This is a genomic window from Lacibacter sediminis (genome assembly GCF_014168535.1).
GTDB lineage: Bacteria > Bacteroidota > Bacteroidia > Chitinophagales > Chitinophagaceae > Lacibacter > Lacibacter sediminis.
Genome location: NZ_CP060007.1, coordinates 890,357 through 903,640 on the forward strand (window position 1 = coordinate 890,357; position 13,284 = coordinate 903,640).

Genomic DNA, 13,284 nt, shown 5'->3' on the forward strand with positions numbered 1-13,284 from the left:
CACCCATGTATATGTCCCGTGAAAGCCTTCTCCTGCTGCAAACCGGAATTAAAAGTTGGAACAATTATGAGTAAAAATGAACGGCTGATCATTATTTTGCTGGCATCGATCAATTTCACCCACATCCTTGATTTTATGATCATGATGCCATTGGGAAATTACCTGATGCCTTATTTCAAACTATCACCACAGCAATTCACCTTTCTTGTTGGTGCATATACATTGACCGCAGGTATCTCAGGTTTTGCAGCGGCGTTTTTTGTGAATCGCTATGATCGTAAAAAAGTGTTGTTGTATGGCTACACAGGATTCTTACTTGGTACGATTGCCTGTGGTATTGCACCGAGTTATGAATTATTATTAGCAGCAAGGGTATTGGCCGGTTTGTTTGGCGGGTTGATTGGTGCACAGGTATTATCCATCGTTGCTGATCTTATTCCTTATGAAAGGAGAGGAGCAGCCATGGGTGCTATCATGAGTGCATTTGCAATGGCTTCCACATTTGGTGTTCCATTTTCTTTATACCTCGCAAATATTTTCAGCTGGCATGCGCCATTTCTGTTAGTTGGTATTTTAGGAATTGTGATCATTCCATTGGTGTGGAAACTTGTGCCGCCCATGAGTGGACATATACAGGAAGAGAATGGAAAACGAATTGATGTATTGATGGCTGTTGTTCAAAATCCTACACAGCGCTTAGCATTATTATTTTCCTGTTTGATCATGATGGGGCATTTTCTCATCATCCCTTTTATTAATCCATATATGGAGTTTAATAATGGCTATCCCAAATCCATTACACCAATGATCTATCTCGTTGGCGGTATTTCTTCATTTTTTGCAGCAAATATTCTTGGTCGTATTGCTGATAAATACGGGAAGCTGCAGGTGTTTTCTGTGTCGGTATTAGTATCACTGTTTTTTGTTTGGTTGATAACGAATCTGCCACCTGTTCATTTTGTGTTGGCATTAGCGATGTTTGGTATATGGTTTATACTGGCAACGGGTCGTGGTGTATCGGCTCAGGCAATGATCAGTAATGTGGTTGATCCAAAACAACGTGGAAGTTTTATGAGTTTCAACAGCAGTGTGCAGCAATTAGGAACTGCAGCTGCATCATTTATTTCAGGGATCATTGTTGTGCAAGGTCCGGGAGGCAAGATATTGCGCTATGAATGGCTGGGCTACCTGAGTATTGTGATCTTGCTGATTTGCTTTTTCCTTGCGAGAAGATTGTTTCGTAAAATGCAGAACCAGCCACTTGTACAAACAGCGATGCCTTTGCAGGAAGCATAGATTTTTCCTTCTTCAGCCAAGGAATTCTGTAATCTTGCAACTTAATTGGAACAGACCAACTACATGACAGCAAACATTCATAAACTTTCGATTGTAATCCCCGCTTATAATGAAGCAAGAACCATTCACATGATCCTTGATAAGATCAGTGCTGTGCAATTGCTCAACAATATTGAAAAGGAAGTGATCATTGTTAATGATTGCAGCAGCGATGATACCAAGGGCGCCATTGAGCGTTATATGCAACAATCAACACTGCCCATTGTGTTATACAATCATGAAATGAACAAAGGCAAAGGTGCTGCATTACATACAGGCATTAAACAAGCCACCGGTGAATTGGTGGTGATACAGGATGCCGATCTGGAATATGATCCGCAGGAATTTAATGTGTTGCTGAAACCGGTGCTTGATGGTTTTGCTGACGTAGTGTATGGTTCACGTTTTATGGGTGGCAATCCTCACCGTATTTTATTCTTCTGGCACAGCATCGGTAATAAAGTACTCACCACATTATCAAACATGTTTACTAATCTGAACTTAACAGATATGGAAACCTGTTATAAATTATTCCGTCGTGAGATCATTCAAAAAATTGATCTGAAGGAAACACGTTTTGGTTTTGAACCGGAAGTAACAGCGAAAATTTCACGCCAACCCGATATTCGTATTTACGAAGTGGGTATTTCTTATTACGGCCGTACTTATGCCGAAGGAAAGAAGATCAACTGGAAAGATGGATTCCGTGCTATCTGGTGTATTATGAAATACAATTTGTTCCGATAGAGTTTTTGGCGCTGAGAAATGAGAGCGCAAAGACAACCGCAGAGTTTTTACTCTGCGTTCAGTTCCTTATCTTCTTTCTCTGCGACGAAAAATTGCTAACGGCTTCTTACAGCATCTTCACCACATAATATTTTTTGCACTGTTCATCTCTTGTATTCTTGTTGAGGAATTTCCCTGACAATGAGGTTACATGGTAATCCAGCCCTTCTTTTTCGATTACATGTAGTTTGCCGCTTTGTTGTATTTCTTTTAACCCTTCGTCGGAAGTATACAGGTAAGTGCCTGTTGTTGCCTGGTCAATCGAATCAATCTTGCTGATAATGTTCTTCGCATAGAAGTGAATCGCTTTGCCACTGCCCGTAAACTTATAGAAGAAAAATTTATCAGCAGGAATTTTCTGATCAAAGATATAGCGCCCCACAACATTACCCGATTGGTATTGCAGCAACTGCGGATAAAACCAGGAACTTAGAAAAATATTTAATCCAACGATCAACGCAAGTGAAACGGTGATGAGTTTTTTGTTGACCTGTTTACTCATTAACAGAAAGATTGCCACAATAAGACTGATAACAGGAATGACCCACGGCCAAACAGATGTTGATGGAAAACTATACAAAAGAATCATTGCTGGAGCTACCACTAAAGCCGTACATACGATCCATTGAATGGGTGTAAGAATGTTACGTAACAGCGGCAGCTTCTTCTCCCAAAATAATCGATACATCATTTTTGTGGTGATGATGGCGATGAATGGCAACACTACATAGATATAGTGCGGCAGTTGATATTTTGAAATGCCCAATGAACAATAGCTGAGAATAAAACCACCTGTTGTTAAGAACTCTTCATTCCTGCCAACAAATAAACGGTTACGGATGATTCGGATAATTTCATAAACAAGACCAGCAACAAAGAACAAGGTCCAGGGTAACATGCCCCACAATAAATTCTCAAACAGAAAACTGAATGGTGCATTATTGTTCCAGACATTTTCGCCGGTAATACGACCAAAGCTTTGTGTCCAGTAAAAGAATTTTAATCCAGATACATTTTTCAAACCATTTACTGTCTTCTCTGGATGCAAATCGAACTGTTGATACAAACCGATGCTCATTGGTATCAATACAATTGCAATCACCAATATGCCCAACAGGTAAATCGGTTGAAAGATTTGTTTCCATTCACGCTTCAATACAAAATGACTGCCGAATGCAAAGATGGGAACAAACAATGCAATAGGTCCTTTCGTCACCATACCAGCACCAATAGCGGCTGCACCTAAAATAAAATGAAGAATCTTTTTTGATTTATACCATTCGGCCAATTGCCACATGGCAATAATTACCCAGCTCATTAAAATGGTATCGGTACGGATATCGCTGGTGATCAGGAATATTGCCTGGCATGTTGCAAGCACAGCAGCAGACAGCAGGGCAACTGTTTTATCGTAAAACAGTTTTGCAAAACGAAACGTTCCAAAAACAGCGAAGATGGCAAAGAGGATCGAAGGGAATTTATATCCAAGATTATTCTCGCCAAATATTTTCATGGATACTGCCGAAGCCCAAAACAGGAAAGGAGGTTTGTCTAAATATTCTTTTCCTTGCTCATACACCTGCAGGTAACTGCCACTTGCTTTCATTTCACGGCTGATGCCAGCGTATTGTGATGCATCTACATCCATCGTATCAACGCCAACGCCTATAAAATAAACGGCACAGATAAGTGCAAATAACAGCAGAATATTTTTTCTTTCCATGTACAGGTAAAGTTAGGAGTTGAGTGTTATTTTTAACGCATAACACATGAAGGATATTCATTCACTTGAGCGTATTGTTCCCGACGAAATGAACAATGCTGTTCAATGGTCGGCCGAAACATTGGAGCTTCACATGGAGCGTTACCGATTTGCATCTTCTCATATAAAGGGCGGTGCAGTACTGGATATGGCTTGTGGTGTAGGCTACGGGGCATATTTACTGGCGGGCAGTGCTGCTGTGGAATCAATTACGGCAGTTGATATTGATGCAGATTGTATAGCGTATGCCCGGCAGCGTTATAACCATCCTCGGATCAGTTTTTTGCAGGCCGATGCGACAAGGTTTGATGATGGCCGCAAGTTCGATAGTATTGTGTCGTTGGAAACAATTGAACACCTGCCGGATACGCAACTTTTTTTAACGCATCTGTATCAATTGCTCATTAGCAATGGGCTGTTGATTTGTTCAGTGCCTGTTACACCATCTGTTGATGCGAATCCATATCACCTGCACGATTTTACAGAAAAGCAATTTTTGCGGTTATTAATCAAAGCAGGGTTTTCAATTGAAGAAAAAATGATACAGGTACAACCTTTTTCGCCTGTTCAGGTGCTCGATAAAAAAGAAAAACGTACGGAGAGTTTAAGAAAGAACCTGCCATTTTATTATTTATCTCATCCAATGGCTTTAATTAAACGAATCGTATCAACCATGCGTTACGGGTTTACGAACAGATACCTGGTTGTTTGTTGCAGAAAGAAATAATCAGGCTACTTCTCTTCCCGTACTTGCCCGCCACAACATAAACCATTCCTCACGTTCAAGTTTTAAAAGCGTTGCTGCAACTGCTGCATGTATACGTTCAATTTTTGAAGTACCTAATACCGGTAATATGTTTGTCGGGTGCGTCATTAGCCAGCTTAATAAAATTACATCAGCACCTGTTGCGTACTTTTCTGCAAGTATGTTGGCAACAGCAATGATGCGTTTGTTACGTTCATCTTCATCGTCTTCAACAAATAAGTTGCCACCACCCATAGGACTCCATGCCATTGGGATCATGCCGTGTTGCTGACATTGATCCAATGTGCCATCACCAAAAGGTTCTAAATGCAGCAACGAACATTCAACCTGGTTAACAGAAACGGGGAAACGGCTTCTGAGCAGATCGACCTGCCATTTTCTGAAATTAGAAACGCCAAACTCCAATACTTTTCCTTGTTGTTTCAATTGTTCAAATGCTTTCGCCACTTCATCAGCATTAAAAAGAGGGTCGGGGCGATGAATCAATAAACAATCAATATAATCAGTGGATAGATTTTTTAATGATTGTTCAACCGATTCCATGATGTGTTCGTAAGAAGTGTCGTACGATTTTATTTTATGATGAGGACGATTCACTGAAACTATTTGAATACCACATTTGGTAATGATCTGCATTTGTTGCCGCAAAGATGGCTGCTCTTTCAATACTTTTCCAAAATCTTCCTCAGTTGTATAATCGCCATAAATATCAGCATGGTCGAATGTGGTAACACCAACTGCTATACAATCCTTGATCATTTGTTCAAATGAAGCTGTAGTAAACTTTGCTCCCCAAGCACCCCATTTCATGGTGCCGGCAATTACGTTTGAATAAATCATTTCAATTTCGAATTTTCGATGATCATTTCTGCTAATCGTCCATCACGTTTGTAAATATCGTTACGAAGATTTAATCTGCCATCACGATCAACCCATGATGTGAAGTAAGCAATATATACAGGCACTGGCTTTTTGATTTTTACATATTGTTCTTTCTCGGCATTCATTGAAGAATCAATACGTGTTTCTGTCCATTCAGGTTGATGGCGCAACACATAAATGGCCAAACGTCTCGGATCTTCCACACGAATACATCCATGACTGAAAGCACGCTTATCCTGGCTGAACAATGATTTTGATGGCGTATCGTGCAGGTAAATGCTGTGACTGTTGGGGAACAAGAACTTCACCTTGCCTAATGCATTCCATGGGCCTGGCTTTTGCCGAACTGCATTACCGTTCCATTCCATGTGATTTCGTTCAAGGTAGTTTTTGTTTCTGCGGATGGCAGGAAGAATTTCATTCTTCATAATGCCCGGCGGAACATTCCAATAAGGACTGAACACCACATTATTCATCATGCCATTGAAAATAGCTGTTTTGTTTAGTGCGGTACCAACAACAACGTTCATGCTCCACACCAATGAATCGTTTTCGTAAGCATGAAATTTATACTCAGGAATATTAATAACGATGTAGTCGGTTTTTAACGCAACAGGCAACCAACGGCAACGTTCCATGTTCACGATGATCTGCTCAACACGTTTTGCCAACGGATAGTTGAGTTCTGCAAGCATGCTTGTGCCCACAATGCCATCGTCTTTAATACCATATCGTTGTTGAAAATTCTTAACCGCATTCTCCAGCTCAATATCAAATACAGGTGATTGATTATTGCTTTTAAGATCACCAAGTAAATAAAGATGTTCCTTTATTTCAGGAATGATCTTGTTGCTGTCGTTCAGTCGGTACGATTTTTTATCTGCTTTGATCGGTTTCCACTTTCCGCTTTCTGCAAGTGCCCGGTATTTTTTCAGAAATGATTTTAATAAACCGTATTGACGGTACACGGGCTCTGTTTGCATGAATGCCGATGATGGCACTTCAAGCAGAGAGTCGAGAAAGGCTTCGTACGATAATTTCTTGCGGGGCAGATCCCAGTTGGTGGCACGCATGGCTTTTGCATCTAAGCCACTCCATATTTTCTTTGCATAAAAGAAATACTGTGCTGTAAGCATCAACTCGGCCGTACTGTTGGCTTTCTCCGTAAAACTTTCTGTCGAATCATTATCCATCAGTTTGTGAAACTCTTCTTCATACAATATTTGTACTGGTACACCTTCGTCAGAAATATTTTCGATCTTATTAAACAGGTTGCCTGCCTGTTCAATCATCCCCTTGTTATCAAACCAGGCGTAGGCAAATTTGCGATGACTGTAAAATGTCACCAGTTCTTTCTCATAAGGCTTCAGTTTCGGGTACTTGCTGAAGAAGGCAGGTATGGCAGTACTGTCGAATTTTAGTGTTGTTTGAGAACTGAAATTGCCGGGTAATGTAATGTCAGGTTGTGTTTTTGGAATAGTATCTGTTTTAAAGGCTTTGTCTTTTCCGTTAGATGATTTGCAACCGGTAAAGCCAGCTATTACAACAGTAAGAAGTAAAGATGCAGAGCAAAGTGTTTTGAGGAGCATTCGATCAGATTGATAGCATGAAAATAAAAAAGTCCTGCTTAAAAAGCAGGACTCATTATTTCGATCAAAAAAGAAATTAAGCTTCAGCTACAATTTCGAGATCAATTTCAGCTTCGTTACCGTTAGCAAAATCAACTTTTGCTTTATAAGTACCGAGCTCTTTTACTTCGTCAGTCAGATGAATCTTACGACGGTCGATCTCATAACCTTTTTGCTCACGGATTGCACGTGCGATCATAACGGTTGTAACACTACCGAATATCTTACCGCTTGTACCTGTTTTAGCAGAAAGCTTAACAGGAGACTCAGTAAGTTTTGCAATTACCGACTTGATTTCAGCCAACATTGCATCTTCTTTCTTCTTCTGTACTTTTAAACGCTCAGCCAATTGCTTTACGTTTGAAGGAGAAGCCTCAACAGCGAATTTCTGAGGGATCAAAAAGTTACGGGCATAGCCGTTCTTAACTTTTACTACCTCGTTCTTACCGCCGAGTGTGTTTACATCCTGAATTAAAATAACTTCCATTGTTTTGTTTTTAGTTTCCGTAACCCAGTCGGCTATGGCAGACTGTCCTCCCTGCATATGCAGAGGTTAGGGAAAGGTTCACTAATTGTTTTTATTTCAAAAGATCAGTTACATAAGGAAGCAAAGCCATTTGACGTGCTTTCTTAATTGCATCTGATAATTTACGTTGATACTTGAGTGAGTTACCGGTTAAACGACGGGGAAGGATCTTGCCTTGCTCATTCAAAAACTTTTTCAGGAACTCAACATCTTTGTAATCGATGTAACGGATACCGTACTTCTTGAAGCGGCAATACTTTTTGCGTGGCTTCTCGGTTTTAATCGCCGTCAGGTATTTAATTTCATTCTTTGCCATGACTTATGCCTCCGCTTTTAAGTTGCCAGTAGGAACGCCATTCTTCTTTTTGTCATTGTACTCAACGGCGTATTTGTCGAGTGCAGTGTACATGTGACGGAGCACTTGCTCATCACGGTGGAGTTGTACATTCAGCTTAGCATTGAAATCTGAAGCTGCTTTGTACTCAATTACCCAGTAAATACCGGTTGTTTTTTTCTCGATTGGATAGGCGAGAGATTTTAAACCCCATGGATTGCTGTGCACCACTTCGCCGCCATTTGCAGCGAGTAAATCGGTGTAGCGTTTTTGTGCTGCCTTGAATTCTTCTTCAGACAGAACAGGGGTAAAAATCACCATCATTTCGTAATTGTTCATTACTGTTTGTGATTTAAAATTAATAATTGGGTTTACCCATTGGACTCCGACCGGTTAAAATCGAAGAATCTGCCAATACAGATTTGGGGCTGCAAAGGTAGGGGAAAGAGGCTGAAGATGGCGCAGCAGAAGCTGATTATTTTAGGCTGAAATCCTTTGCTGGCAAAGATCGGCTGAAAGAATTGGTTTTGAATGGGTTTAAGGCTGACCTAAAACAAAAAAGCGTCCCCCGAACTATCGGGGGACGCTTTACAAATGATCAATTGAACGATCAAAGTTTCAGGAGTTTGATCACTTTGCGGTCAGTTCCCTGTGTGATCTCGGCAAAATAGATCCCGGAATGGAATCCTTCGCCGATGGTGAGTCTTTGGGTTGGGCTGATGTTGCTGCGTTGTTCCAGCACACGACCCTGAATGTCCAGCACCCGTAAATTGATGCTTCCGGTTTGGTCAGCCTTAATGAGCAAGGTAAACTCAACCGCTGAGGGGTTTGGTAATACCTGTACAGAAAGCTTACTAACCGCTGCGCCCATCAATCTTGCCGAAGCCGTTGGAGATGTTACTGTACAAACCCCCAACATGTCGCCATGTGCTAAATGATCAACTACATCTGCCTGACTAATGCTGATCGACTGCTGATTTTTATGACAGATCGTAACCTTATCGAGTTTTTTGCCACTTCTGATATCTAAAACATCAATTGATTTTTCAGCATTTGCCTGGCAGCCATTTGCATCGGTTACAGTAACGGTGTAAGTTGTTTCTGTTGCTGGATTTACTATCGCTGTAGATGTGGTAGCGCCACTTGACCAGCTGTAATTATAAGATGGCGTGCCGCCACTTGCATTTGCTGTTAAAGTAAGAGATGAAGCAGGGGCATAGCCAATATAAACTGTATTTGCCAGCGTACCTGTTGGTAAGGCATATGCATCAGGAATGGTAACGGTTGGGTTAGCATTAATGATGACTGTTGTGCTGCATTTTGCCGAATTACCCCAGCTATCCGTTGCTGTCCACACAATAACACTTGTGCCGAGATTGAATGTGCCGCTTGCATTATTACCTGTACCACTACGTTCAGTTGCGCCGGTAATTGTGTATGCATAAGTGATTGCATCAGCACAATCATCTGTTGCAACAAATGCAGGTACAGAGTAACTATTTGAAGCTAAAGCACAGAATTTCACTTCTGCGGTACAGGTCGTTACTGCCGGTGCTGTTGTATTGTTGAACCTGTAACGGCTGAATACAGGGTAGTGATCTGATGTTGTAGAACCGTAATTGCTCACAAGCGATGTAACATCAGTAAGAATTTTTGCACTTGATGGGAGGTAGTTCGCTACCAACTCATTTGAAATAGTTACATGATCGATCACATCATCATAGCTCACAGTTGATTTCTTACCTGCAAGGCTCAATGGCAACGTTACTGGTGTGAAATTTTCTGTATCGTTTGTGAAGATGGAGTAGGATGTAATGGTAAATCCATCGGTGATCGATTCATCAAGGTCATCATTGTAATCACCAAGCATAATGATGTTATCATTTGCATAGTTCTGTTGTAATGTGTAATGCAATGTATCAGCACCACGTTTTCTTCTATTGTAAGATGTTGCAGTGGGTGCAGTGTTTGCTTTTGCATGAACCAACACAAATTTTACCGGCTTGGTTACACAATTAAGCGTAACATCTGCACTCATCATAAACGGAAAACGCCCGCTTGCCCAATAATCATAAGCAGGGTTTGTAATATCTGCTGCCGAGTTGATACCTGCAGATAACAATGCAGTTGTAGTTACATTACTCAACACTGATGTTTTATAAATGAATGCCAGCTTTTGTGCAGTTGCCAATGCTGATGGAGGATTGACGCTTGTGTTGGTATGCGATCCGTAATGACTAATCACATAGTTATAGCCGGGCATCTGATCAACCACAGCTTTCAATCTTTCTTCACTTACAATTTCAGTAACTGCGTATACATCAGCATTAAGATTGCTGAGAATGGTTTTTACATTTTGTTCCTGCTGCACATCATTGGTTGGGCCATTACCTGTGCTGCCAAACCATTCAATGTTCCAGTTCACTACTTCAAGTGTGGTAACGGGATCAATACTTGTTCCGCCAAGATTAACTGTTTGAGAAATACTTCCCGTTGAAATTGAAATGTTGCCAGTGAAATCCTGGTTGTTTTGTGTTGGTGCAAAACGTACGTAAACTGTTTTAGAAACATTGTTTGCTTCTGCTACAGAATATGTTATAGATGAATTGAAACTATTGCCATCTTTTGATAATGTAAATGCACCTGTTGATGTTAGCGTTATATCATTCGTTAAATCGTTACCGATAAAGTTGAATGATTTATCAGCGGTTGTTCCGCTTGCTGCAAATGCAAACTGAACATCAGTTGTGCTTACAGTTAAACTTGGTGGTGGTGGAACAGGTGAATTGCCGAGGCTGATATCATCCAGTGTCCAACGTGCACCTTCATCTTCATCAGAATAATAAACAAAAGCAAAATGCACATTGCTTCCTTTAAATGCAGAAAGGTTGATATTTTCTGACAAGGTCCACACATTCGAAGTTTGTGATGGGAACTTGCCGTTAATATCGGTCCATGTTGCAGTTGAAGGATCGCCACTTACATAATCAGTAGATACTTTTAATTGTAATGGCTGACCATTAAATGCAGTACGACTCCAGAATGAAAGCAATGGATAATTGCTTGCTGTTAAATTAAATGATGGAGAAATAAGCCAATCAGTATTTGGAACATTTGTGCCGCCTGCAAAACCATTGATCTGTACGCCACTTGGGAAAGCAGTTGTGGCTGCCGGAGCATTTGGATCACGACCGAATGTAGTACATGCCCATACAATACTTCCAACCTGGCTGAATTGTGTAAAGCCATCACTCAAGCCCGCTGTGCAGTTCTGGAAATTAGCAACATAAATATTGATACCTGTTGTAAATGTCCAGGTACTGTTGCCGGTGATACCTGCAAAAGGATTGCCTTCAAGATCAGCAATAGCACCTGCAGAAATTTCAAGGTAATATTGCGTGTTCACTTGAAGATTGTTGAGTGTAACACTTAACGTGCGTGCGGCAAGTATTGCATCTGCTATATTGATCGTTTGTACAATGCTGTTATCACTTGTTTTCTTTAACACAATCGTTCCGGTTCCTTTCACCACATCTTCATTGAAAGTAACAGATGCAGAAAGATTGACTGGTGTGTTTGTTGTTCCATTTGCAGGAACAAATGTTGTTACTGTTGGAGGAATAAGGTCAACGGGGTTTGCTTCAATAGTGAAATCGTCAATAGCTAATCCATCATCAGAACCACTTGCATTGAAATCATTCCAGCGAATAAGGAAAACCGCTCCGGCAGGAATTGGTAAACCACGGATAGTATAAACGATCTCTTTTTTATTTTCTATTGCATTGCCATCTTTAGCACCAATTACAGTACTGGTATTGGGTGTTGAAAAATCAAGAGCTGTAACATCGACCCATGTTCCGTTGGTAAGGCTTGTTGCATTAACACTATACTGAAATGCTAATTTATCTGCCCTTAATGTTGTGCCTAAACGCCATTCTTCACCTGTATAACTGATCTTCAATTTTGTAATAACAGTTCCGGAATTATTCTGGATCTGTGCGCCAATAGCTGAAATGAGACTTCCCGATTGGAGTGTGCCAAAAGCTCTGTCGGCATTTGCAGTTGCGCCAAAGCTGTAAGTATCGCCACCTGTTCCTGAACCTGTTCCTGCTGTGTAAAGTGCATTTGCGTTTGTTCCGGTTTCATTAAATAACCATCCTGTTGGTAATGCAGAAGAGGAGCCTGAATTAACAAGTGAATTAAAGTCTTGCGTATAAGTGTTAACTAAAGAAATGTTTTGATTTGGAGCAACATCATTATCGGTAAGATTAATAAATGCCGAAGCAACTCCCACTAAAGCAGGGCTGCTAACAGAGGTGATTGTTAGATCAATGGTTTCAGTTCCTTCAATAAAAATGTCATCAACCGTATTGAGTGTAACAATTGCAGAAGTATTACCCGATGTAATGGTCACTGATCCGGCTTGTGGATTTGTATAATCGGTTACTACTGTTGCCGAGCCTGCTAATGAATACGTAACAGTAATGCCTCCGGCAGGTGCGGGTGCAGATGAGTTGATCGTAAATGTGCCATTGGTAGCCGGCTCAGCTGCGTTTGTTCCTGCAACAACAGAAACAGATATTGCAGAACCTGAACATGGATTTAAGGTTGATGCAGTATTTCTTGGGTTGGGAGTTGCTGCTGCAAAATCAGCAGCGTTATTATTGTTATCCGTACAACCATTCAATGCTCTTAGTACAGCATTTGTATTGGATGGGGCAGGAGTTGCGCCAGCACCTTCAAAACAATTTGCTGTAGTACCAAATCCAACAAAGTCTATTACTGTTGGACCTGTTGGGCAACTTGTTCCTGCAGTAATTAGTGCATTTACATTTAACAGAGCTATTTTACCGGCCGTTCCACTCATAGCAATTGTACCTGTTGCATTGGGAGTTGGCAAAGGAGTTGTGCCTCCTGCGCCTTGTGCCTGCTGAATAAGATAATATTGCCCGGGTGCAAGTGTAATGTTTGTTAGATCTGTCTTTGCCCAAGAGGTGCCGGTTGCTGATGCGTATTGTACAGACCAACCGTTGAGACTAACAGAATTTGTTCCTCTGTTAAACAATTCAATAAAATCATGGGTGTAAGTAGCTCCGCTATTTCCACCGCCACCATACACCTGACTGATTACTACTTGCGAAGAACCGGTTAAGATAAATGCTGTTACAAATAGTAGTGACAGCAACAACCGTAGTTGAAGTTTTCTCATTGCTTTAGTTTACGTTACTTAAAAAATGTGGAAGATTACAGGAAAAGGATCGGATT

The 13,284-nt window shown here is 40.9% G+C and carries 10 protein-coding genes; 3 read left to right on the top strand and 7 right to left on the bottom strand.

The window, feature by feature from the left end; all coding sequences use genetic code 11:
- The first annotated feature begins 66 nt into the window (after window positions 1-66).
- Both H4075_RS03920 and H4075_RS03925 read left to right on the top strand, forming a co-directional pair.
- Window positions 67-1,296 carry an MFS transporter gene (locus H4075_RS03920; RefSeq protein WP_182804335.1) on the top strand — a complete coding sequence of 410 codons (1,230 nt, stop codon included), beginning with the start codon at window positions 67-69 and terminating at the stop codon, window positions 1,294-1,296.
- A 63-nt stretch (window positions 1,297-1,359) separates the two neighbouring features.
- Window positions 1,360-2,082, top strand: a complete 723-nt coding sequence (locus tag H4075_RS03925; RefSeq protein ID WP_182804337.1) for a glycosyltransferase family 2 protein — start codon at window positions 1,360-1,362, stop codon at window positions 2,080-2,082.
- 106 nt (window positions 2,083-2,188) lie between these two features.
- Here H4075_RS03925 and H4075_RS03930 read toward each other — a convergent pair whose 3' ends face one another.
- Window positions 2,189-3,844, bottom strand: a complete 1,656-nt coding sequence (locus tag H4075_RS03930; RefSeq protein ID WP_182804338.1) for an ArnT family glycosyltransferase — start codon at window positions 3,842-3,844, stop codon at window positions 2,189-2,191.
- Window positions 3,845-3,890: 46 nt separating this feature from the next.
- On the opposite strand from H4075_RS03930, the gene H4075_RS03935 reads away from it, so the two are divergent.
- Window positions 3,891-4,610, top strand: a complete 720-nt coding sequence (locus H4075_RS03935) for a class I SAM-dependent methyltransferase (RefSeq protein WP_182804340.1) — start codon at window positions 3,891-3,893, stop codon at window positions 4,608-4,610.
- Here the strand turns inward: H4075_RS03935 and H4075_RS03940 are convergent, their stop codons facing one another.
- The 6 genes from H4075_RS03940 to H4075_RS03965 all read right to left on the bottom strand — a co-directional run bounded on the left by H4075_RS03940 (window position 4,611) and on the right by H4075_RS03965 (window position 13,228).
- Window positions 4,611-5,489, bottom strand: a complete 879-nt coding sequence (locus tag H4075_RS03940; protein ID WP_182804342.1) for an aldo/keto reductase — start codon at window positions 5,487-5,489, stop codon at window positions 4,611-4,613. It abuts the gene before it with no gap.
- A complete protein-coding gene (locus H4075_RS03945) occupies window positions 5,486-7,120 on the bottom strand; it encodes a L,D-transpeptidase family protein (RefSeq protein WP_182804344.1) in 1,635 nt (544 codons plus the stop codon). The genes H4075_RS03940 and H4075_RS03945 overlap by 4 nt, the downstream gene beginning before the upstream one ends.
- Before the next feature lie 76 nt (window positions 7,121-7,196).
- The gene (rplI, locus tag H4075_RS03950; RefSeq protein ID WP_182804345.1) at window positions 7,197-7,646 is read right to left on the bottom strand and encodes a 50S ribosomal protein L9; all 450 of its coding nucleotides are present in this window, start codon (window positions 7,644-7,646) and stop codon (window positions 7,197-7,199) included.
- 91 nt (window positions 7,647-7,737) lie between these two features.
- A complete protein-coding gene (rpsR, locus tag H4075_RS03955; RefSeq protein WP_182804347.1) occupies window positions 7,738-8,001 on the bottom strand; it encodes a 30S ribosomal protein S18 in 264 nt (87 codons plus the stop codon).
- Window positions 8,002-8,004: 3 nt separating this feature from the next.
- Window positions 8,005-8,358, bottom strand: coding sequence for a 30S ribosomal protein S6 (gene rpsF / locus H4075_RS03960; protein ID WP_182804348.1), 354 nt, complete (start codon window positions 8,356-8,358; stop codon window positions 8,005-8,007).
- A gap of 271 nt (window positions 8,359-8,629) precedes the next feature.
- Window positions 8,630-13,228 (bottom strand): T9SS-dependent choice-of-anchor J family protein, encoded by a 4,599-nt coding sequence (locus H4075_RS03965; protein WP_182804349.1) that lies wholly within the window; start codon window positions 13,226-13,228, stop codon window positions 8,630-8,632.
- Window positions 13,229-13,284: the final 56 nt, after the last annotated feature.

Coding starts and splice junctions, on each gene's coding strand:
- H4075_RS03920 (WP_182804335.1), top strand. CDS start 67: ATGAGTAAAAATGAACGGCTGATCATTATTTTGCTGGCATCGATCAAT.
- H4075_RS03925 (WP_182804337.1), top strand. CDS start 1,360: ATGACAGCAAACATTCATAAACTTTCGATTGTAATCCCCGCTTATAAT.
- H4075_RS03930 (WP_182804338.1), bottom strand. CDS start 3,844: ATGGAAAGAAAAAATATTCTGCTGTTATTTGCACTTATCTGTGCCGTT.
- H4075_RS03935 (WP_182804340.1), top strand. CDS start 3,891: ATGAAGGATATTCATTCACTTGAGCGTATTGTTCCCGACGAAATGAAC.
- H4075_RS03940 (WP_182804342.1), bottom strand. CDS start 5,489: ATGATTTATTCAAACGTAATTGCCGGCACCATGAAATGGGGTGCTTGG.
- H4075_RS03945 (WP_182804344.1), bottom strand. CDS start 7,120: ATGCTCCTCAAAACACTTTGCTCTGCATCTTTACTTCTTACTGTTGTA.
- rplI (WP_182804345.1), bottom strand. CDS start 7,646: ATGGAAGTTATTTTAATTCAGGATGTAAACACACTCGGCGGTAAGAAC.
- rpsR (WP_182804347.1), bottom strand. CDS start 8,001: ATGGCAAAGAATGAAATTAAATACCTGACGGCGATTAAAACCGAGAAG.
- rpsF (WP_182804348.1), bottom strand. CDS start 8,358: ATGAACAATTACGAAATGATGGTGATTTTTACCCCTGTTCTGTCTGAA.
- H4075_RS03965 (WP_182804349.1), bottom strand. CDS start 13,228: ATGAGAAAACTTCAACTACGGTTGTTGCTGTCACTACTATTTGTAACA.